We start from the raw sequence: 21,601 nt of genomic DNA on the forward strand, positions 1-21,601 counted from the left end.
GTCATCGGGGTGGTCAAGGCGCGGCGCCGGCGGCCACCATGCGACCAGCGGGTCGGCTTTGCATTGCTGCCGCCGGCAGCTGCCAGTAGACTGGCCAGGTTCTTGTCGGGGTGCCTCGAATCGGAGGCTGAGATCGGAGAGTTCCGGATCCCGTTGAACCTGATCAGGTTAAGGCCTGCGTAGGGAACAAGAGGTATCCACCTCTACAGATCGTTTAAAAACGTAGGCGAGGCAGCCAGCGCAAGGCAAAAAAGTGGCGAAAAAGCGGAGTGTACGAGTAGTACATGAGCATTTTGAGCCGATTTTTAACGCCGCGATGGCAACGCAGATAGTTTTTCAGCGACCTGCATGGTGGATTCCCCCACACCACACTCGTGGTGTGCCCGCGCCCTGGCTGTTCGAGCATGCCGGCGCTTTCACAAAACCCGCATGTTCAAGCAGCTCTGGCTCGGCGTTGCTTCATCATCGCGCGCGCCCGTCAGGTTCTCCCCGACATTCAGCCGAGGAGCCAGCCGATGAGCAGCAAACAACAACAGCAAAATCTCAGTGAGTCCGCCCAGGTCGACCAGCAGTCGATCCAGCCGTTTCCCCGTTCGCAAAAAATCTACGTGCAGGGCTCGCGCCCGGATATCCGCGTGCCGATGCGCGAGATCAGCCTGGATGTGACCCCTACTGACTTCGGTGGCGAGATCAACGCGCCGGTTACCGTCTACGACACCTCCGGCCCCTACACCGACCCCAGCGTGACCATCGACGTGCGCAAGGGCCTGGCCGATGTGCGCAGCGCCTGGATCGAAGACCGCGGTGATACCGAGCGCTTGGGCGGCCTGTCCTCCGAATTCGGTCAGCGCCGCCTGGCCGATGAAGAGCTGACCAGGATGCGCTTCGCCCACGTGCGCAACCCACGCCGCGCCAAACCGGGCAAGAACGTCAGCCAGATGCACTACGCGCGCCAGGGCATCATCACCCCGGAGATGGAATACGTCGCCATCCGCGAGAACATGAAGCTCGCCGAGCACCGCGCGGCCGGCCTGCTCGACGCACAGCACGGCGGCAACAGCTTCGGCGCCAGCATTCCCAAGGAAATCACCCCGGAGTTCGTGCGTGATGAAGTAGCCCGTGGCCGCGCCATCATCCCGGCGAACATCAACCACACCGAACTGGAGCCGATGATCATCGGCCGCAACTTCCTGGTGAAGATCAACGGCAATATCGGCAACTCGGCGCTGGGCTCGTCGATTGAAGAGGAAGTCGCCAAGCTGACCTGGGGCATTCGCTGGGGTTCGGACACGGTGATGGACCTGTCCACCGGCAAGCACATCCACGAAACCCGCGAGTGGATCATCCGCAACTCGCCGGTGCCGATCGGTACCGTGCCGATCTACCAGGCGCTGGAGAAGGTCAACGGCGTGGCCGAAGACCTGACCTGGGAGCTGTTCCGCGACACCCTGATCGAGCAGGCGGAGCAGGGCGTGGACTACTTCACCATCCACGCCGGCGTGCTGCTGCGCTATGTGCCGCTGACCGCCAAGCGGGTCACCGGCATCGTCAGCCGTGGTGGTTCGATCATGGCCAAGTGGTGCCTGGCGCACCACAAGGAGAACTTCCTCTACACCCACTTCGACGACATCTGCGAAATCATGAAGGCCTACGACGTCAGCTTCTCGCTGGGTGACGGCCTGCGCCCCGGCTCCATCGCCGACGCCAACGACGCCGCCCAGTTCGGCGAGCTGGAAACCCTTGGCGAGTTGACCAAGATCGCCTGGAAGCACGACGTGCAGTGCATGATCGAAGGCCCCGGCCACGTGCCGATGCAACTGATCAAGGAGAACATGGACAAGCAGCTGGAGTGCTGCGACGAGGCGCCGTTCTATACCCTCGGCCCACTGACCACCGACATCGCGCCGGGTTACGACCACATCACCTCAGGCATTGGCGCGGCGATGATCGGCTGGTTCGGTTGCGCCATGCTCTGCTACGTCACGCCCAAGGAGCATCTGGGCCTGCCCAACAAGGATGACGTGAAGACCGGCATCATCACCTACAAGATCGCCGCCCATGCGGCAGACCTGGCCAAAGGCCACCCCGGCGCGCAGATCCGCGACAACGCCCTGTCCAAGGCGCGCTTCGAGTTCCGCTGGGAGGATCAGTTCAACCTCGGCCTCGATCCGGACACCGCCCGCGCCTACCACGACGAAACCCTGCCGAAGGATTCGGCCAAGGTGGCGCACTTCTGCTCCATGTGCGGGCCGAAGTTCTGCTCGATGAAGATCACCCAGGAAGTGCGTGAGTACGCCAAGGAGAACGGGCTGTCGGACGAAAGCAAGGCCGTGGAGGCGGGCTTCAAGGAGCAGGCCGAGCGCTTCAGGGAAGAAGGCTCGGTAATTTACCGGCAGGTGTAGAACCTTAGCCGCATGCGCGACCTGTATCGCGCATGCGGCGGATTAGCCCTTTTTAGCGGGCTGCGCCGGGCATGTAGGCCGGGCGCAGGATGCCCTGCAGCTGGTTGTAGGGAATCAGAATTTCCGGATGGCCGTCGGAGTAGGGCGCCAGGCGGGCGACGTCGTACTTGAGCATCACCGCATTGGGGTTCAGGGCGATGTTGGCGGTGCGCTCGAACGGCCAGGTCTTGCGGTACTCCACATCGTTGCCGTGGCCCTGGGCGATCAGCCAGGCCTGGTGGGCACGCTGGGCGATCTGCCAGAAGGCGGCCTCCTCGCCGGGTACCAGCATGTCCTGCAGGCTCAGCACCTTGTTCTGCTCACGGTCGTAGTTGAGGTAGGTGCGCCCGGGCACGCCGTGGGCGCCGCCGATGAAGTGGTAGCTGGACAGCTCGATCACCACCAATTGGTCATGCTGGCTGAGTACCTTGGCCTGCAGGTAACTGGCCCAGCCCGGCTTGCCGTTGGCGAGGAAGTCGCGTTCGTGTTCGGCCAGCGACTGCGGCCGGGTGCCGGTGGCGGCCTTCACCAGGTCGAGCAGGGTGCCTTCGATGCGGGCGTTGAGGGCCGGTTGATCGGCCACGCGCTGCAGTTCCACGTTGACCAACGGGCAATCCTGGGCGGCGCAACCGGCTGGCTTGTGCTCCCATTTTTCGTGGGTGGTGGCCACCCCCGCCGGCGTATCGGGTTTGGACAGGCTCTGGCAGGCGCCGAGCAGCAGGGCGAAGCCGAGGATGGCAGCGAAGCGGGCAATGCGGGAGATCTTCATGCAGGAAAAAGCCATTGGCAGAGGACGGGCGTTCGACTGCCTGATGGCAGGGGAGTTCGCGATTATTCGCCAATGCACGCGGATCGGCCAGGCTTTCGCGGCGTCGCTTGCGGGACAGCCTTAACAGCCCCTAGGATGGGCCCAATGTGTGCAGATCAACGAGAGAACAGCAGATGACCGAAACCTTCAAGCCTGGCCCGGATGCGGTGGAAATCATCGAGCGCGAAGAGTGCTTTCGCGGTTTCTATCGCCTGGATCGCTTTCACCTGCGCCACCGGCAGTTCTCCGGTGAAATGGGCCCGGTGCTGCGTCGCGAGCTGTTCATCCGCCACGATGCCGTGTGCGTGCTGCCCTACGATGCGGTGACCGACACGGTGGTGCTGATCGAGCAGTTCCGCGTCGGCGCCATGCACAAGGCCAGCAACCCCTGGCTGGTGGAACTGGTGGCCGGGCTGATCGACAAGAACGAGGAACCGGACGAGGTCGCCCTGCGCGAGGCCGAAGAGGAGGCCGGGCTGACGCTCACCTCGTTGTGGCCGATCACCCGCTACTTCCCCTCGCCAGGCGGTTCCGACGAGTTCGTCCATCTGTTCCTCGGCCGCTGCAGCAGCGCCGGCGTGGGCGGTGTCCACGGCCTGGAGGAAGAGGGCGAGGACATCCGCGTGCAGGTATGGCCGTTCGAGGACGCCCTGCAGGCGGTCAAGGACGGACAGATCAACAACGCGGCGAGCATCATCGCCCTGCAGTGGCTGGCGCTCAATCGCGCCGAGGTCAGGGGCCTATGGGGGTAAATCTGCTGCGCGAGCGCTATCGGGTCGACCTGATCGAGCTGCAAGCGGCTTGCGAAGCCAATTACGCGCGGCTGATGCGCCTGCTGCCCGGCATGCGCGAGGCCCAGGGCGCGCGACGTGTCGCCCTCAGCCAGGGCGAGCGCCAGCTTGGCGTGCTGGCCCTGGAAGTGGTGGAAAGCTGCCCCTACACCTCCACCGTGCAAGTGCGTCAGGAGCACAGCCTGCCCTGGTTGCCAGTGCCGCAACTGGAAGTGCGCGTCTACCACGACGCACGGATGGCCGAAGTCACCGGTGCCCAGAGCGCCCGGCGGTTTCGTGGTATCTACCCCTATCCCAATGCCGCCATGCACCAGCCAGACGAGAAAACCCAGCTCAACGTGTTTCTCGGCGAATGGTTGAGCCATTGCCTGGCCTGCGGACACGAAACCGAACCACTGATATGATTGATGGCCTTTGGCCACTAAAATGCGTCGGATTTCTGTGAACCAGTGCGTGTTTGCGGGTTTACCGGCTCGCTTGCCGATTCCATAATTCGCACTCATTCAAGGAGAAGTACCTTGGCGCGTGCGGTCGTTCCCCCCTCAGCCGATTCTTCGGTGCTGCTGGTGCAGCTCACTGACAGCCACCTGTTTGCCGATACGGACGGCAGGCTGCTGGGCATGGATACCGCCGACAGCCTGTGCCGGGTGGTCGACCAGGTGCTCAAGGAGCAGCCGGCCATCGACCTGATCCTGGCCACCGGCGACCTGTCCCAGGACGGCAGTGCTGCCTCCTATGCGCGCTTCGTCGAGCTGAGCGCGGCGATCGACGCCCCGGCCCGCTGGATCCCCGGCAACCATGACGACATACTCACCATGCAAGCCGCCTGCGTGGGCACTGACCTGCTCGAGCCGGTGGTCGACCTGGGCAACTGGCGGATAACCCTGCTCGACTCCTCCATCCCCGGTGCCGTGCCGGGATATCTGCAGGAGCCGCAGTTGCTGCTGCTCGAGCGGGCCCTGAGCGAAGCGCCGGATCGTCACCACCTGATCTGCCTGCACCATCACCCCGTGGATATCGGCTGCCAGTGGATGGCGCCGATCGGCCTGCGCAACCCCGATGCGCTGTTCGCCGTGCTGCAGCGCTTTCCCCAGGTGCGCGCCGTGCTCTGGGGCCACGTGCACCAGAGCATCGACACCCAGCGCGGTGAGCTGCGGCTGCTGGCTTCGCCGTCTACCTGCGTGCAGTTCACGCCGGGCAGCGAGGACTTCCAGGCCGACAGCGCCGCGCCGGGCTACCGTTGGCTGCGCCTGCACGACGACGGCCGCCTGGATACGGGGGTGTCGCGGGTCGAGGGTTTCGTGTTCCAGCCCGACTACAGTGTTGGCGGCTACTGAGGCGCGAGGATGACAGCGACGGCAGCGCTTGCAGCCTGCAGGCTGGCGCTAGTAGCCTCCCGTTATGACCAATAGCATTCTTTATATCCACGGGCTCAACAGCTCGCCGGCTTCCACCAAGGCCAGCCAGCTGACCGCCGCCATGACCGCGCGTGGGTTGCAGGCCCAGCTGCGGGTTCCGGCCCTGCATCATCACCCGCGCCAGGCCATTGCCCAGCTCGAAGCGCTGATCGCCGAGCTGGGGCGCCCCACGCTGGTCGGCAGCTCGCTGGGCGGCTACTATGCGACCCACCTGGCCGAACGGCATGGGCTCAAGGCGCTGCTGATCAACCCGGCGGTGCGCCCCCATCAGCTGTTCGATGGTTACCTGGGCACGCAGACCAATCTTTACAGCAACGAAACCTGGGAACTGACCGCGGACCACGTGGCCGCCCTGGCCGAGCTCGATGTCGAGCCGCCGACGGACCCTGCCCGTTATCAGGTGTGGCTGCAGACCGGCGACGAGACCCTCGACTACCGGCGCGCCCAGGCTTACTACCGGCACTGCGCCTTGCGTATCGAAGCCGGCGGCGACCACGGTTTCCAGGGCTTCGCCGAGCGCCTGCCGAGGTTGTTCGCCTTTGCCGGCATTGCGCCTGCGCCCTGAGTGGGCGTACCGAATCCCCGATCAATCAGAGCATTGCAGAGACCCATGGCCCAGCAAAACGCCTACAACGCCGATGCCATCGAAGTGCTTTCCGGCCTCGACCCGGTGCGCAAGCGCCCGGGGATGTACACCGACACCACGCGCCCCAACCACCTGGCCCAGGAAGTCATCGACAACAGCGTCGACGAAGCCCTGGCCGGTCACGCCAGCGCCATCCAGGTGATCCTCCACGAGGACAACTCTCTGGAAGTGACCGACGATGGGCGTGGCATGCCGGTGGATATCCACCCGGAAGAGGGCGTGCCCGGTGTCGAGCTGATCCTCACCAAGCTGCACGCCGGCGGCAAGTTCAGCAACAAGAACTACCAGTTCTCCGGTGGTCTGCACGGCGTCGGCATCAGCGTGGTCAACGCCCTGTCGACCCGCGTCGAGGTGCGCGTCAAGCGCGACGGCAACGAGTACTCGATGGCGTTCGCCGACGGCTTCAAGGCCAGCGACCTGGAAGTGATCGGCACGGTTGGTAAGCGCAACACCGGCACCAGCGTGCATTTCTGGCCGGATGCCAAGTACTTCGACTCCCACAAGTTCTCGGTCAGCCGCCTCAAGCACGTGCTCAAGGCCAAGGCCGTGCTGTGCCCGGGGCTGGCGGTCAGCTTCCATGACAAGGCCAGCAACGAGAAGGTCGAGTGGCTGTACGAAGACGGCCTGCGTTCCTACCTGGTCGATGCGGTCAGTGAATTCGAACGCCTGCCGGGCGAGCCTTTCTGCGGCAGCCTGGCGGGCAACAAGGAAGCCGTGGACTGGGCGCTGCTGTGGCTGCCGGAAGGTGGCGACGCGGTGCAGGAAAGCTACGTCAACCTGATTCCCACCGCCCAGGGCGGCACCCACGTCAACGGCCTGCGTCAGGGCCTGCTGGATGCGATGCGCGAGTTCTGCGAGTTCCGCAACCTGCTGCCGCGTGGCGTCAAGCTGGCGCCGGAAGACGTCTGGGAGCGCATCGCCTTCGTGCTGTCGATGAAGATGCAGGATGCCCAGTTCTCCGGGCAGACCAAGGAGCGCCTGTCCTCCCGCGAGGCGGCGGCGTTCGTCTCCGGGGTGGTCAAGGATGCCTTCAGCCTGTGGCTCAACGCCCACCCCGAATTCGGCCAGCAGCTCGCCGAACTGGCGATCAGCAACGCCAGCCGCCGCCTCAAGGCCGGCAAGAAGGTCGAGCGCAAGAAGATCACCCAGGGCCCGGCGTTGCCCGGCAAGCTGGCTGACTGCGCGGGGCAGAACCCGATGCGCTGCGAGCTGTTCCTGGTCGAGGGTGATTCGGCCGGCGGCAGCGCCAAGCAGGCGCGGGACAAGGAGTTTCAGGCGATCCTGCCGCTGCGCGGAAAGATTCTGAATACCTGGGAAGTGGACGGCGGTGAAGTGCTGGCCAGCCAGGAAGTGCACAACATTGCCGTAGCGGTCGGCCTCGATCCCGGCTCCAGCGATCTGGGCCAGCTGCGTTACGGCAAGATCTGCATCCTCGCCGACGCCGACTCCGACGGCCTGCACATCGCCACGCTGCTCTGCGCGCTGTTCGTGCAGCACTTCCGCCCGCTGGTCGACGCCGGGCACGTGTACGTGGCGATGCCGCCGCTGTACCGCATCGACCTGGGCAAGGAAATCTACTACGCCCTCGACGAGGCCGAGCGCGACGGCATTCTCGACCGCCTGGTGGCCGAGAAGAAGCGCGGCAAGCCGCAGGTCACCCGCTTCAAGGGCCTGGGTGAGATGAACCCGCCGCAGTTGCGCGAAACCACCATGGATCCCAATACCCGGCGCCTGGTGCAACTGACCCTCGATGATTTCGAGGGCACCCGCGAGGTGATGGACATGCTGCTGGCCAAGAAGCGCGCCGGCGACCGCAAATCCTGGCTGGAGTCCAAGGGCAACCTGGCCGAGGTGCTGCTCTGATGCGCCACCTGTTCGGCGCCGTGCTGTTTGCAGCCGTGACGCCGGCACTGGCCGATGTACCGCCGCCCGAAGCGCTCAAGCTGGTCAGCGAACATCCGGTGGCCGGCATGCCCGCCGGCAACCTGTCGGGCCTGGCCTGGTGCGGCGACGCGCTGTGGGCGGTGTCCGACCGCGAGGATGATCGCCTGTATCGCCTCGACGCCTCGGCGACCGTCTGGCAGGCCGAAGCCGAGCGCTTCGTGGCGCCGCCCGCGCCAGCAATGCCGCTGCCCTGGGGCCTGCGCATGCGCGGCTGGGTGTCGGGCCTGGTGCGCGGGGGGCATCTGGATTTCGAAGGCCTCTCCTGCGACGCCAAGGGTAATCGCTACCTGGTCAGCGAGAGCCGCGCCGCGGTGCTGCAGGTACCGCCGGCGGCCGATGCGCAATGGCTGAACCTGCCCGAAGGCATGGTGCGCCAGGCACGGGCCAGTGGCATGCTGCTGCACTTCAATTCGTTGTTAGAAGGCATCGCCGTCGATCCGGCTGGCGAGCGCCTGTGGCTGGCCGCTGAGAAACAGCGTCGCGGCCTGCTGGTGCTGCACAACCGGCGCGCCACCTGGCGCTGCGAGGGTGGCTGCGTGCTGCTCAACGAAGGTGGCGAAGAAGCCTCGCCCGAGGCGCTGGGCGGGCATTCCGCGCCGGTGGACTTCTCCGGCCTGGCATTCTTCGAGGAGAAACTCTACACCCTGGAGCGCCAGGCCCATCGCATCTGCCGGCGCACACCTGCCACTGGCGAAGCCGAGCGCTGCTGGTCGTTCGCCGCCGAAGCGCTGACCGACGAGCGCCGTTATCCCCTGCATTACGGGGTTGCCGAAGCCCTGTCGATGGACGCCGAAGGCGCCTGGGTCGGCCTCGACAATGGTGGCCACGCCCGTGGCGATGGCGAGAAACGCCCGCTGGTCTGGCGCTTCGCCGCGCCCGCTGGCGGCTGGGGTGCAACCCAGTGAGCGAGCAGACCGCAGGCCGCCGGGCCGGCCGGGTGATGCTGGTGCTCGCCTGGGGTGCCGGGCTGCTGCTGGCCACGCACTTTTTCGGCAATTGGGAGGAGGCCAAACGGCACCCCAATCGCCAGCCGGAGTCGGTGCATGGCAGCGGCTATGTCGAAGTGCGTCTGGCCAGCAGCCCCGGCGGTCACTACCTGGTCGATGGGCAGATCAATGGCGAGGTGGTGAGCTTTCTGCTCGACACCGGCGCCACCCAGGTCGCCATCCCCAGCCAGGTCGCCCGTGACCTGGGCCTGCAGGCCGGCGCGCCGGTGCAGATCAGAACCGCCAACGGCATCGCCACGGCGCACCGCACACGCCTGGAGCGCCTGCAGCTCGGCGATATCGTCTTGCATGACGTGTCCGCACTGATTGCTCCGGGCATGGATGGCGATGAAATCCTGCTGGGCATGAGTGCTTTGAAACACCTCGAATTCAGTCAGCGCGACGGCACCTTGATGCTGCGCCAATCAACCTTGCAATGAGGCACGCATGAGCGAAACCCTCGATCTGAGCCTGGACGGCGTCGAACGCCGTTCCCTTGCCGACTTCACCGAGCAGGCTTATCTCAACTACTCCATGTACGTGATCATGGACCGCGCGCTGCCGCATATCGGCGACGGCTTGAAGCCCGTGCAGCGGCGTATCGTCTATGCCATGAGCGAACTGGGCCTGGACGCCGACGCCAAGCACAAGAAGTCGGCGCGTACCGTCGGTGACGTGCTCGGTAAATTCCATCCCCACGGCGACAGCGCCTGCTACGAAGCCATGGTGCTGATGGCGCAGCCGTTCAGCTACCGCTACACGCTGGTCGATGGCCAGGGCAACTGGGGGGCGCCGGATGATCCCAAGTCGTTCGCCGCCATGCGTTATACCGAAGCGCGGCTGTCGCGTTATTCCGAAGTGCTGCTCAGCGAACTCGGCCAGGGCACCGTGGACTGGGTGCCGAACTTCGATGGCACCCTCAACGAGCCGGCAACGCTGCCGGCGCGTTTGCCCAACATCCTGCTCAACGGCACCACGGGCATCGCCGTGGGCATGGCCACCGACGTGCCGCCGCACAACCTGCGTGAAGTCGCCACCGCGTGCGTGCGGCTGCTCGATGAGCCGAAGGCCACGGTCGAGCAGCTCTGTGAACATATCCAGGGCCCGGATTACCCGACCGAAGCGGAAATCATCACCCCGCGTGCCGACCTGCTGAAAATCTACCAGACCGGCCGTGGCTCGATACGCATGCGCGCCGTATACAGCGTCGAGGACGGCGACATCGTGGTCACCGCGCTGCCACACCAGGTGTCCGGCGCCAAGGTGCTGGAGCAGATCGCCGCGATGATGCAGGCCAAGCCATCCAAGGCGCCGCAGATCGCCGACCTGCGTGACGAGTCCGACCACGAGAACCCCTGCCGTATCGTGATCATCCCGACCAGCAGCCGGGTCGATCACGATGCGCTGATGCAGCACCTGTTCGCCAGTACCGACCTGGAGTCCAGCTACCGGGTCAACAGCAACGTCATCGGCCTCGACGGCAAGCCCCAGGTCAAGGATCTGCGCACCCTGCTGGTCGAGTGGCTGCAGTTCCGTGTCGGCACCGTGCGCCGCCGCCTGCAGTTCCGCCTGGACAAGGTCGAGCACCGCATGCACCTGCTGGAAGGCCGCCTGATCGCCTTCCTCAACCTCGATGAAGTGATCCACATCATCCGCACCGAGGACCAGCCCAAGCCGGTGCTCATGGAGCGCTTCGGCCTCACCGAGATCCAGGCCGAGTACATCCTGGAAACCCGCCTGCGGCAACTCGCCCGCCTGGAAGAGATGCAGATCCGTGGCGAGCAGGACGAACTCAGCAAAGAGCGTGACAAGCTGCTGGCGCTGCTCGGCAGCGAAGCCAAGCTGAAGAAGCTGGTGCGCAAGGAAATCCTCGAAGACGCCGAGAAGTACGGCGATGACCGCCGTTCGCCGATCGTCGAGCGGGCCGAAGCCAAGGCGCTGTCCGAGCACGATCTGCTGCCCAACGAGAAGATCACCGTGGTGCTCTCGGAAAAGGGCTGGGTGCGCTCGGCCAAGGGCCATGAAATCGATGCCACCGGCCTGTCCTACAAGGCTGGCGATGGCTTCAAGACCGCTGCGCCGGGCCGCTCCAACCAGTACGCGGTGTTCATCGACTCCACCGGGCGCAGCTATTCGCTGGCCGCTCACACCCTGCCGTCGGCCCGTGGCCAGGGCGAACCGCTGACCGGTCGTCTGACGCCGCCGGCCGGCGCCACCTTCGAGTGCGTGCTGCTGCCCGATGACGAGGCGCTGTACGTGATCGCCTCCGATGCCGGCTACGGTTTCGTGGTCAAGGGCGAGGATCTGCAGGCCAAGAACAAGGCCGGCAAGGCGCTGCTCAGCCTGCCCAATGGCGCGCGGGTGGTGGCGCCACGGCCGCTCAACAACCGCGAGGAAGACTGGCTGGCCGCGGTCACCACCGAAGGTCGCCTGCTGTTGTTCAAGGTTGCCGACCTGCCGCAGCTGGGCAAGGGCAAGGGCAACAAGATCATCGGTATTCCCGGCGACCGCGTGGCCAGCCGCGAGGAATACCTCACCGACCTGGCCGTGCTGCCGGCGGGCGCTACCCTTGTGTTGCAGGCTGGCAAGCGTACTCTGTCCCTGAAGGCCGATGACCTTGAGCACTACAAGGGCGAACGCGGCCGGCGCGGCAACAAATTGCCGCGCGGCTTCCAGCGTGTGGACGGCCTGCTCGTCGAGTAAGGCTGCCCACCAATGGCCTGGGGCTGGAGTTAGACGGCGGTTTGACGGATGATATCGCCCCTCATGTGCCTGCCGAATGGTGGGCTATTTGCCATCGTTATGGTCGTGCGCCGGGTGGCAGGCGCATTGCATATGCACAGGGATTTTCAGCACCTGCCGGTTTTCCGTCGGCGCGGTGATTCATTTTTTTGTTATTGGTTTTTTTCACCTGTAGCCATGATCGCTGGCCTTGCTGCCAGCCGGAAGACATTGATGATTGTTAAACGGCTTCCTCTCACCTTACTGCTTACCGGTCTGCTGATGCTGACCGGTTGTTCGCATCTGCTCCCCGTTTCCTATTACCAGCTCGATGGTGGTCCGGTGGCCAGCAAGACGGCGGACAAGGACGGCATGAGCGTACTGCTCGGGCCGATCACCGTGGCCGATTACCTGCAGCGTGAAACCCTGCTGCAACGCCAGGACGATGGTAGCCTGAGCCCCACCCTGACCTCGCGCTGGGCGGGCAGCCTGGCCACTGACCTGGATCGCCAGGTGCTGCGCCAGCTGGCCAATCGGATCAACAGCCAGCGCCTGGTACTGGCTTCGGACAACCCGAACTACAAGGCCCAGGTACAGGTTCTGCTGTCCATCACCCGCCTGGATTCCGGCCCGCGCCAGCCGGCCGTTCTCGAAGGCCAGTGGCGCCTGGTCGGCCGTGACGGGCAGTTGCTCGACACCCGCCTGGTGCACCTGGAAGAGAAGCACAAGGGGCCGATCGCCGATCAGGTCCGCGCCCAGAGCGAGGTGGTGCAGCAACTGGTCTCGCAACTGGCCAGTGCGGTGAAGAACCACGCCAATACGCCGATCGCCGCCGAAGAGCCACGCCGCAAGTCACCGGTGCCGGCCGCCCGGCAGGAGCCGCCGAAGATGCCGGTGGCCGAGCCGATTCGTATCGACGCCGAGGTGTTCCGCTTCTGAGGCCGCCGGGTCAGGCCAGGCCTGGCCCGCTTTCGGCCTCGTCACGCTGATAACCTTCCAGCACCCCGGCCGTGCGGATCGCCTCGTCGAGGAATACGGTCACGGCCGGGTGCTTGCGTTCGCCCTTGCGGTAGGCGAGGAAGATCTTGCGCTGGATCGCCGGCGCCAGGCGTACGGCGGTGACGCCCTCCACGGGCCGCAGCAGGCGCAGGCCCGAGACCACCGAAATCGAGTTGCCCGAGGCGACCATCGCCGCGACCATTTCAAAGCCCGCGCAGTGGGCATTGATGCGTGGCGTGAAGCCCGAGCGACGACACAGATTGGCGATGAATTCACCGAACGAGCTGTTGGTGGAGTCCAGCGCCCAGGCTTCGTCCTGCAGGTCGGCGATGGTCAGCGTGCTGCGCGAGGCCAGCGGGTGGTTGGCCGGCAACAGCACGTGCAGGCGATCCTCGGTCAATGGAATCAGTTCGTAATGCTCCTGGCGCGCCTTGCCCGCGCCAGCCAGGTCATCGACCACCGCCACGTCGATCTGCCAGGCGCTCAGGGCACTCAGGCTTTCCTGGGGCTCCAGGTCGGCGACCACCACTTCCAGGCGTGGGTAGGCCTGCCGCAGGTTGTGCACGATGGGCGCCACCAGCGCCACGGCGATCGACGGGAACGCCGCGACGCGCAGTTCGCCGGCGATCTCGCTGCGCATCTGCGCCAACTCCGAGCGGGCCTCGTCGAGAATCACCAGGATGCGCTCCACATGCGCCACCAGCCGGGTGCCCGCCGGCGTCAGCACCACGCCCCGCCCGCGCCGTTCGATCAACGCCACCTCGGCCTCGCGCTCCAGTTGCGCGACCTGCTGGGAAACCGCCGATGGCGTCAGGTGCAGAAACTCGGCTGTGGCGGCCATGGTGCCGCAGCGGGCCAGTTCGCGAAGGGTGCGCAAGCGGATCAGGTCCATGGCTGACTCTCTAATGGTAAGAATTGCTAATCAATATAGTAAGAATAAATCAGTATACATAATGGAACTGGGGTCTTAGATTTTTCCCATCGGCGGTGCGTAACCGGGCATCCGCTCTAACCCCACAGAAGAAAAATACCAATGGCCATCAGCGTATTCGACCTGTTCAAAGTGGGCATCGGCCCATCGAGTTCACACACCGTAGGCCCGATGCGTGCGGCCGCCCTGTTTACCCATGCCCTGGAAAACCAGGGGCATATGCCCAACGTGGTGCGCGTGGTTGCCGAGCTGTATGGCTCGCTGGGCGCCACCGGCAAAGGCCACGGCAGCGACAAGGCGGTATTGCTGGGGCTTAGCGGCTACGAGCCGGATACCGTGGATGTGGAGCAGGTTGCCGGCTACATCGAGGCCATCCGCACTGACAAGCGCATTACCCTGCCCGGCGGGCATTCGCTGGCCTTCAATGAAAAAACCGACCTGAAGATGATCCGCAAGGCGCTGCCGCTGCACGCCAACGGCCTGCGCTTCGCGGCGTTCGACCAGGCCGGGCTGCAGGTGCACGAGGCCACCTATTACTCGGTGGGCGGCGGTTTCGTGGTCAGCGAGGCGGTGCTCGCCGACGGCTCCAAGCACAAGGTCATCGCCCCGGACGCCACCGCGTTGCCGTTGCCGTTTCGCAGCGGTGTCGACCTGCTGCGCCTGACCCGCGAGTACGGTATCGGCATTGCCGAGGTGATGCGTCGCAACGAGCGTCACTGGCGCACCGATGAAGAAGTCGACAACGGCCTGCTGGCCATCTGGAAAGTGATGCAGAGCTGTGTGGAGCGCGGTTGCCGCACCGAGGGCATCCTGCCGGGCGGCTTCAAGGTGCGTCGGCGTGCCGCCATCCTGGCCCGCAAACTGGGCGGCTTCCAGCGCAGCTACACCGAAGATCCGCTGCGCATGCTCGACTGGGTCAACCTCTGGGCGCTGGCGGTGAACGAGGAGAACGCCGCCGGTGGCCGCGTGGTCACCGCGCCCACCAACGGCGCGGCCGGTATCATCCCGGCGGTGCTGCATTACTACGCCAACGCCATCTCCGGCGCCAACGAGCGCGGCGTCATCGACTTCCTGCTGACCGCCGGCGCCATCGGCATCCTCTACAAGGAAAACGCCTCGATCAGCGGCGCCGAAGTGGGCTGCCAGGGCGAGGTCGGCGTGGCCTGCTCGATGGCCGCCGGGGCGCTGTGCGCGGTACTGGGCGGCACCCCGGAACAGGTCGAGAACGCCGCCGAGATCGGCATGGAACACCACCTGGGTCTGACCTGCGACCCGGTTGGCGGCCTGGTGCAGATTCCCTGCATCGAGCGCAACGCCATTGCCTCGGTGAAGGCCATCAACGCCGCGCGCATGGCGCTGTACGGCGATGGCTCGCACTACGTGAGCCTGGACAAGGTGATCAAGACCATGCGCGAGACCGGCGCCGACATGCTGACCAAATACAAGGAAACCGCCCGTGGCGGTCTGGCCGTGAACATCGTCGAGTGCTGAAACCAGCCGCTGCTGGCGAGCCTTCGCGGGCTCGCCGCCTGCTTGACCCGCGCCACAACAATAACCAGCGAGACCTCCCCACATGACCATCCGAGCCACCTGACTGGCGCTGACCCCTGCCTCCTCCCTTATAATCGCCGGCTGTCTTGGGGTGACCTGCCCGGTTGGCGTGGCTCCTGCCCCTGCTGACCTGTCCCCCAAGGCCACCAAGCCTAGAATCAGGACAGCGTCTATAAAATGAATACCTTAAAACGCATTGCCTCCGCCTATTCCAATACCAGCCTGGTGCTACGCATCTTCATCGGCCTGGTGCTGGGCATTCTGCTCGCTTATTTCTCGCCCTCGACCGCGCTCAAGGTCGGCCTGCTCGGCGAACTCTTCGTACTCGCCCTGAAGGCGGTCGCGCCGGTGCTGGTGCTGGTGCTCGTCACCTCCTCGCTGGCGGCTCACCAGAGTGGCCAACCCACCCACGTTCGCCCGGTGCTGGCGATGTACCTGATCAGCACCTTCAGCGCCGCCGCGCTGGCGGTGTGCGCCAGCTTCTTGTTTCCCACCATGCTGGCGCTGGATGTCGGCTCGGCCGAAGGCAACCCGCCCGGCAGCATCATCGAGGTGCTGCACAACCTGCTGATCAGCATCTTCGTCAGCCCGGTACAGGCGCTGAGCACCTCCAACTACATCGCCATCCTGGCCTGGGCGATTGGCCTGGGCCTGTTCCTGCGCCACGCCGCGCCGACCACCCGGGTGCTGCTCAGCGATATGTCCGATGCCTTCACGCGCATCGTGCGCTTCGTCATCGAGCAGGCGCCCATCGGTATCTTCGGCCTGGTGGCCAGCACCCTGGCGGCCTCGGGGTTCGAGGCGCTGTATGGCTACGCGAGGCTGCTGCTGGTGATGGTCGGCTGCATGCTGGTGGTGGCGCTGGTGGTAAACCCGCTGCTCGCCTTCATCAAGATGCGCCGCAACCCCTATCCGCTGCTGTTCACCGTGCTGCGCGAGAGCGCGGTAACGGCCTTCTTCACCCGCAGCTCGGCCGCCAACATTCCGGTCAACCTGCGCCTGTGCGAGAAGCTCAAACTGGACAAGGACACCTACTCGATCACCATTCCGCTGGGTGCCACCATCAACATGGCGGGTGCGGCGATCACCGTTTCGGTGATGGCGCTGGCGACCACCCATACGCTGGGCATCAACGTCGATCTGCCCACCGCGTTGCTGCTCTGTGTGGTGTCGTCCCTGGCCGCCGCCGGTGTGTCCGGTGTGGCCGGCGGTTCGCTGCTGCTGATTCCGATGGCCACCAGCCTGTTTGGCGTCGATACCGAAATCGCCATGCAGGTCGTGGCCATCGGCTTCGTCATTGGCGTGGTGCAGGACTCCTTCGAGACGGCGCTGAATTCCCACACCGACGTCCTGTTCACCGCAGCAGTTTCCTACGCTGGCGAGGCAGCCATGGAGCAGGCGACTTAATCTCCCGCCGATCCGCAAGAAACGCGCCCCAGGGCGCGTTTTTTATAGCCGGTGAGGCTACACGTACTGTGCCGCGGCGTAGCCCGAGGCCCAGGCCCACTGGAAGTTGAAGCCGCCCAGGTGGCCGGTCACGTCCAGCACTTCGCCAACGAAATACAGACCGGGAGACTTCAGCGACTCCAGGGTCTTGGACGACACCTCGCGGGTGTCGACCCCGCCCAGGGTGACTTCCGCCGTGCGGTAGCCCTCGGTGCCGGCCGGCACCAGCTGCCAGTCCGACAGGCGCTCGGCAATCGCCTTGAGCTCGGCCGCTGGGTACTGCTTCATCGGCTTGGAAGCGAACCAGTGCTCGGCCAACAGGCCGGCCATCTTCTTGGTGAAAAGCTCGCCGAGCAGGGTTTTCAGCTCGCTGTTGGGGCGCTCGCGCTGTTGCTCCAGCAGCCACTCGGGCAGATCGATGTGCGGCAGCAGGTCGATGCTGACGGTGTCGCCGGGTTGCCAGTAAGACGAGATCTGCAGGATCGCCGGACCGCTGAGGCCGCGGTGGGTGAATAGGATGTTCTCCACGAAACTCTGGCCATTGCAACTCACCCGGCAATCCTCCACCGAGGTGCCGGATAGCTCCGTGCACAGGGTTTTCAGCTGTGGGTCGGTGAGCGTGAAGGGCACCAGGCCGGCGCGGGTCGGCAGCAGCTCGTGGCCGAACTGGCGGGCGACCTGGTAACCGAACCCGCTGGCGCCCAGGGTTGGAATCGACAGCCCACCGGTGGCGATCACCAGCGACTCACAGGCCACCGCGCCAAGGCTGGTCGCCAAGCGGTAACCGGTGTCGGCGCGTTCGATGGCGCTCACCGAGGTATCCAGGCGCAGGTCGACGCCGGCCTGCTGGCACTCGTCGAGCAGCATGGCGAGGATGTCGCTGGACTTGTTGTCGCAGAACAGCTGGCCAAGCTTCTTCTCGTGGTAGGGCACGCCATGCTTGGCGACCAGGGCGATGAAATCCCACTGAGTGAAGCGCGCCAGCGCCGACTTGCAGAAATGCGGGTTGTGCGACAGAAAGTTGCCGGGCTCGCAGTACATATTGGTGAAGTTGCAGCGCCCGCCGCCCGACATGAGGATTTTCTTGCCGGCCTTGTTGGCATGGTCGAGCAGCAGCACGCTGCGCCCGCGGGCAGCGGCGGTCATCGCGCACATCAGCCCGGCGGCGCCGGCACCGATGATGACAACCTGGGGTGAAAGCACGGCATGTTCCTCATTAACGCTGGGCGCCGCTCATGGCCGGCGCGAAACGGCCTAGTTTACCTGAAGGCAGGGGCCAGCCGGCGCCGCTTCAGCGCCAGCAGACCGGCCGGCGCGTTTCTCGAACCGGCGCTATATACATGGGTCTAGCAGCTAGAGGGCAAGAGCTGGGCTGCACTGGCAATTTGCCGCTATCTTGTCTATTCAGCACCGCTGTCGCCCATCCCGGCGCGGCGGTTTTCTCTTCCATCTGCAGGGCTTGCCATCATTGAACATCTGGCGCTTGTGGTTGCTATCGCTGGTGTTGTTGCCGTGGGCTGCTGGCGCGCAGCAGTTACGTCTGGTTGCCGACAGTTGGCCGCCGTTCAGCGACCAGCGCTTGCCGGGCAACGGCATGGCGGTGGAGCTGGTGACCACCGCGCTGAGCCGCGCCGGCTATACCAGCGATTACCGCGAAGTGCCCTGGCAGCGCGCGGTACTGGGGCTGCAGCGGGGCGACTACGATGTGCTGATCACCGCCTGGCACAGCAAGGAGCGTGAAGCTTTCGGGTATTTTTCCGCGCCCTATCTGGTCAACCGCATTCGCCTGGTGGCGCGCAAGGATGCCGGCATCACATTCAACAGGCTTGCGGATCTCCACGGCTACCAGATCGCCGTGCGCCGCGGTTATGCCTATTCGGCGGCGTTCGCGGCCGACCCCGGGCTGAGTACGGTGGAGGTTGGCAGTTTCGAAAGTGCTGCGCACATGGTGCAGCTTGGTCGGGTGAGCCTGGCGCTGGAAGACGAATACGTGGCGCGGTTCCTGTTCAACACTGCGCTCAAGCCGATTGCCGATGACCTGGAGTTTCTGCCCGTGCCGTTGAGCGAGAATGGCCTGCACATTCTCATTCGCCTGAGCCATGGCGAGCACGCCGAGATCGCCCGCCGTTTCGATGCTGCCATCGCCGCCATGCACGCCGATGGCAGCTATGCCACGATCATGGCGCGCTATGGCCTGCACAGCCTGCAATGACCGCTCATTGCCAGTTGGTGCGCCCGCGGCCCTGACGCTTGGCCTGGTAGAGCTGCTGGTCGGCAAGGTGCAGCAGGCTTTCCAGGTCTTCGGGCGCGCCGTGGTAGATGCCGGCACTGAACGACAGCGGTGGGGCGCCGACGGCGTAGTTGACCTGCCGGCACTGCTCGCGCAGCGCATTGAGGGCCAGGCTCAGCGACTCGGCATCGTGCGGGCTGACCATGGCGAACTCTTCGCCGCCCAGGCGACCGAGCAGGGCCTCCGGAAAGGCTGCACGGAAGGCCCGGCTGAAGCCGATCAACGCGGCATCGCCCGCCGCGTGGCCATAGTCGTCGTTGATCTGCTTGAACAGATCCATATCCAGCATGGCCACGCTCAGGTTGTGGCCACTGCGCTGCGCCTGCTGGAACTGCTGCATGCCTTGTTCGTAGAAGGCCCGGCGGTTGTTCAGGCCGGTCAGGGCATCGTACTGAGCGGCTTTCTTCAGGGCGCGCAGCATGTCGCGCCGTTCCAGGGTGAACATCACCCGGCAGGTCAGCTCCTCGGGGCAGAACGGCTTGCGCAGGAAATCATCGGCGCCATGCTTGATGAACCTGGCGCTGAGCGAGCCCTTGGTGTCGGCGGACAGGCCGAGAATCACCAGGTCTTGGCGTTTCATCTTCTGGCGCAGCAGCTTGACCAGCTCGAAGCCGCTGATGCCCGGCATGCTGTGGTCGACCACCAGCATGTCGATATCCGGCTGCTCCCTGAGGATGCTCAGGGCTTCTTCGCCGTCGCCGGCATCGATGAGCTGATAGCGGTGCGGCACCAGCACATGGCGGATGAAGTTGCGGGTGGCTTCCGAGTCCTCGGCCACCAGGATCTTCACCTGGCTGTTGTTCTCCAGGCGGTGCAGCAGGCGAAAGGCGTATTCGTAGGAGTGCTGGCTTTCCTTGAGCACGTAATCGACCACGCCCTTGAGCAACAGCTCGTCGCGGCGCCTCTCGTTGTACGAGCCGCTGAGCACGATGCAGGGCAGGCCGTAGCGCATCACCAGGTCGACGCTCTCGCCATCCGGAGCATCGGGCAGGTGCAGGTCGACGATGGCGGCGAAGAACAGCGCTGCGGAGGTTTCCAGCATCATCTCGGCTTCGCCGAGCGAGGCGCAGAACACCGGCTGCAGGTTGGGTTCCTGACGGAACAGGTGCTCGAGAATCTTCAGCACCAGCGGGCTGTCTTCGATGACCAGGATATTGCGCACGGAACCCCCTGTGCCCGCCTGCCGATAGCTTCAGTCTAGAGCGTGCGCACGCGCAGCGAGCGACCTTTTATCTTGCCTTCGCTGAGGCACTTGAGCGCTTGCACGGCCAGGCTGCGTTCAACGGCGACATAGGCCTGGAAGTCGAAAATGGCGATCTTGCCGACCTGCGCCCCGGGGATGCCGCCCTCGCCGGTGAGGGCACCGAGAATATCGCCAGGGCGCAGTTTGTCCTTGCGCCCGGCACCGATGCACAGCGTCATCATCAGCGGCTGCAGCGGCGCGCCGCCCTGATGTTTCAGGCTGCTCAGCGGGTGCCAGTTCAGCGGCGACCTTTGCAGGTTTTCGATGGCCTGGGCGCGATGGCCTTCGGCTGGGGCAACCAGGCTCACCGCCAGGCCTTTCTCGCCGGCACGGCCGGTGCGGCCAACGCGGTGGATGTGGATTTCCGAATCGCGCGCCAGTTCGACGTTGATCACCATGTCCAGGGCGTCGATGTCCAGGCCACGTGCGGCCACGTCGGTGGCGACCAGAACGGACAGGCTGCGGTTGGCGAACATCGCCAGCACCTGGTCACGGTCGCGCTGCTCCAGGTCGCCGTGCAGGGCGGCGGCGGAAATGCCCTTGGCGGTGAGGTGGTCGACGACTTCCTGGCACTGCTGCTTGGTGAAGCAGAAGGCCACGCAGGAGGTCGGGCGGTAGCTGTTGAGCACCTTGACCACGGCGTCCATGCGCTCTTCAGGGGCGATCTCGTAGAAGCGCTGCTCGATCTGGCTGTCGTCGTGCAGGGCTTCGACCTTGACCTGCTGCGGGTTGCGCATGAAGGTCGCCGACAGCTGCTTGATGCCGGCCGGGTAGGTGGCCGAGAACAGCAGGGTCTGGCGGCGCTCCGGGGTCTGGCCGATGATCTCGGCGATGCTGTCGTAGAAGCCCATGTCGAGCATGCGGTCGGCTTCGTCGAGCACCAGGGTGTTCAACCCATCGAGCTTCAGGGTGCCCTTGGCCAGGTGCTGCTGCACGCGGCCCGGGGTGCCGACGATGATCTGTGCGCCGTGCTCCAGGGAGCCGATCTGCGGGCCGAACGGCACCCCACCACACAGGGTGAGGATCTTGATGTTGTCTTCGCCGCGCGCCAGGCGGCGCAATTCCTTGGCGACCTGATCGGCCAGCTCGCGGGTCGGGCACAGCACCAGGGCCTGGCAGCCGAAATAACGCGGGTTGAGCGGCGCCAGCAGGCCGATGCCGAAGGCGGCGGTCTTGCCGCTGCCGGTCTTGGCCTGGGCGATCAGGTCCATGCCCTTGAGCATCACCGGCAGGCTCTGCGCCTGGATCGGGGTCATCTGCGCGTAACCGAGGGACTCGAGGTTCGCCAGCATGGCGGGCGACAGGGCAAGCGAGGAAAAAGCGGTGGCAGTCACGGTACGGGCCTGAAGAGCGTCGAAAAGAGCGCTAGTGTAGCAGGCGCCAGGC

18 protein-coding genes and 1 riboswitch are annotated in these 21,601 nt (G+C 65.1%); of the genes, 13 read left to right on the top strand and 5 right to left on the bottom strand.

Features of this window, described 5'->3' with window-relative positions:
• Positions 1–96: 96 nt before the first annotated feature.
• Positions 97–203, top strand: a riboswitch (TPP riboswitch).
• 312 nt (positions 204–515) lie between these two features.
• On the top strand, positions 516–2,402 hold the full coding sequence (gene thiC, locus QYS36_RS01265) for a phosphomethylpyrimidine synthase ThiC (RefSeq protein WP_308837769.1): 1,887 nt from the start codon (positions 516–518) through the stop codon (positions 2,400–2,402).
• Between the two features lie 52 nt (positions 2,403–2,454).
• Here thiC and QYS36_RS01270 read toward each other — a convergent pair whose 3' ends face one another.
• The gene (locus QYS36_RS01270; RefSeq protein WP_308837770.1) at positions 2,455–3,210 is read right to left on the bottom strand and encodes a DUF3298 domain-containing protein; all 756 of its coding nucleotides are present in this window, start codon (positions 3,208–3,210) and stop codon (positions 2,455–2,457) included.
• A gap of 173 nt (positions 3,211–3,383) precedes the next feature.
• Between QYS36_RS01270 and QYS36_RS01275 the strand changes: the two genes are divergently transcribed.
• From QYS36_RS01275 to QYS36_RS01315, 9 genes are all read left to right on the top strand, one after another.
• Positions 3,384–4,001 (top strand): NUDIX domain-containing protein, encoded by a 618-nt coding sequence (locus QYS36_RS01275; protein WP_308837771.1) that lies wholly within the window; start codon positions 3,384–3,386, stop codon positions 3,999–4,001.
• Entirely contained in the window at positions 3,992–4,444 is a 453-nt protein-coding gene (locus tag QYS36_RS01280) for a DUF1249 domain-containing protein (protein ID WP_308837772.1), read from the top strand. The genes QYS36_RS01275 and QYS36_RS01280 overlap by 10 nt, the downstream gene beginning before the upstream one ends.
• Before the next feature lie 114 nt (positions 4,445–4,558).
• On the top strand, positions 4,559–5,377 hold the full coding sequence (gene cpdA / locus QYS36_RS01285; protein WP_308837773.1) for a 3',5'-cyclic-AMP phosphodiesterase: 819 nt from the start codon (positions 4,559–4,561) through the stop codon (positions 5,375–5,377).
• A 64-nt stretch (positions 5,378–5,441) separates the two neighbouring features.
• Positions 5,442–6,023 (top strand): YqiA/YcfP family alpha/beta fold hydrolase, encoded by a 582-nt coding sequence (locus tag QYS36_RS01290; RefSeq protein ID WP_308837774.1) that lies wholly within the window; start codon positions 5,442–5,444, stop codon positions 6,021–6,023.
• 45 nt (positions 6,024–6,068) lie between these two features.
• Entirely contained in the window at positions 6,069–7,967 is a 1,899-nt protein-coding gene (gene parE / locus QYS36_RS01295; protein WP_308837775.1) for a DNA topoisomerase IV subunit B, read from the top strand.
• Positions 7,967–8,953, top strand: coding sequence for an esterase-like activity of phytase family protein (locus tag QYS36_RS01300; protein WP_308837776.1), 987 nt, complete (start codon positions 7,967–7,969; stop codon positions 8,951–8,953). Before parE ends, QYS36_RS01300 begins: the two co-directional genes overlap by 1 nt.
• On the top strand, positions 8,950–9,474 hold the full coding sequence (locus QYS36_RS01305) for a TIGR02281 family clan AA aspartic protease (RefSeq protein WP_308837777.1): 525 nt from the start codon (positions 8,950–8,952) through the stop codon (positions 9,472–9,474). Before QYS36_RS01300 ends, QYS36_RS01305 begins: the two co-directional genes overlap by 4 nt.
• A gap of 7 nt (positions 9,475–9,481) precedes the next feature.
• On the top strand, positions 9,482–11,737 hold the full coding sequence (parC, locus tag QYS36_RS01310; protein ID WP_308837778.1) for a DNA topoisomerase IV subunit A: 2,256 nt from the start codon (positions 9,482–9,484) through the stop codon (positions 11,735–11,737).
• 252 nt (positions 11,738–11,989) lie between these two features.
• Entirely contained in the window at positions 11,990–12,694 is a 705-nt protein-coding gene (locus tag QYS36_RS01315) for an ABC-type transport auxiliary lipoprotein family protein (protein ID WP_308837779.1), read from the top strand.
• 10 nt (positions 12,695–12,704) lie between these two features.
• Here QYS36_RS01315 and QYS36_RS01320 read toward each other — a convergent pair whose 3' ends face one another.
• Positions 12,705–13,646 (bottom strand): LysR family transcriptional regulator, encoded by a 942-nt coding sequence (locus QYS36_RS01320; RefSeq protein WP_308837780.1) that lies wholly within the window; start codon positions 13,644–13,646, stop codon positions 12,705–12,707.
• A 141-nt stretch (positions 13,647–13,787) separates the two neighbouring features.
• Between QYS36_RS01320 and QYS36_RS01325 the strand changes: the two genes are divergently transcribed.
• The gene (locus QYS36_RS01325) at positions 13,788–15,176 is read left to right on the top strand and encodes an L-serine ammonia-lyase (protein WP_308837781.1); all 1,389 of its coding nucleotides are present in this window, start codon (positions 13,788–13,790) and stop codon (positions 15,174–15,176) included.
• Positions 15,177–15,413: 237 nt separating this feature from the next.
• Positions 15,414–16,643, top strand: coding sequence for a serine/threonine transporter SstT (gene sstT / locus QYS36_RS01330; RefSeq protein ID WP_308837782.1), 1,230 nt, complete (start codon positions 15,414–15,416; stop codon positions 16,641–16,643).
• 57 nt (positions 16,644–16,700) lie between these two features.
• On the opposite strand, the gene QYS36_RS01335 is transcribed toward sstT, so the two are convergent.
• Positions 16,701–17,885 (bottom strand): NAD(P)/FAD-dependent oxidoreductase, encoded by a 1,185-nt coding sequence (locus QYS36_RS01335; protein WP_308837783.1) that lies wholly within the window; start codon positions 17,883–17,885, stop codon positions 16,701–16,703.
• 265 nt (positions 17,886–18,150) lie between these two features.
• On the opposite strand from QYS36_RS01335, the gene QYS36_RS01340 reads away from it, so the two are divergent.
• Entirely contained in the window at positions 18,151–18,894 is a 744-nt protein-coding gene (locus tag QYS36_RS01340) for a substrate-binding periplasmic protein (protein ID WP_374990405.1), read from the top strand.
• A gap of 4 nt (positions 18,895–18,898) precedes the next feature.
• On the opposite strand, the gene QYS36_RS01345 is transcribed toward QYS36_RS01340, so the two are convergent.
• Positions 18,899–20,134 (bottom strand): diguanylate cyclase domain-containing protein, encoded by a 1,236-nt coding sequence (locus tag QYS36_RS01345; RefSeq protein WP_308837784.1) that lies wholly within the window; start codon positions 20,132–20,134, stop codon positions 18,899–18,901.
• A gap of 35 nt (positions 20,135–20,169) precedes the next feature.
• Positions 20,170–21,549, bottom strand: a complete 1,380-nt coding sequence (dbpA, locus tag QYS36_RS01350; RefSeq protein WP_308837785.1) for an ATP-dependent RNA helicase DbpA — start codon at positions 21,547–21,549, stop codon at positions 20,170–20,172.
• Positions 21,550–21,601: the final 52 nt, after the last annotated feature.

It is taken from the genome of Pseudomonas sp. G34 (genome assembly GCF_031119625.1).
In the GTDB taxonomy this organism is placed as follows: domain Bacteria; phylum Pseudomonadota; class Gammaproteobacteria; order Pseudomonadales; family Pseudomonadaceae; genus Aquipseudomonas.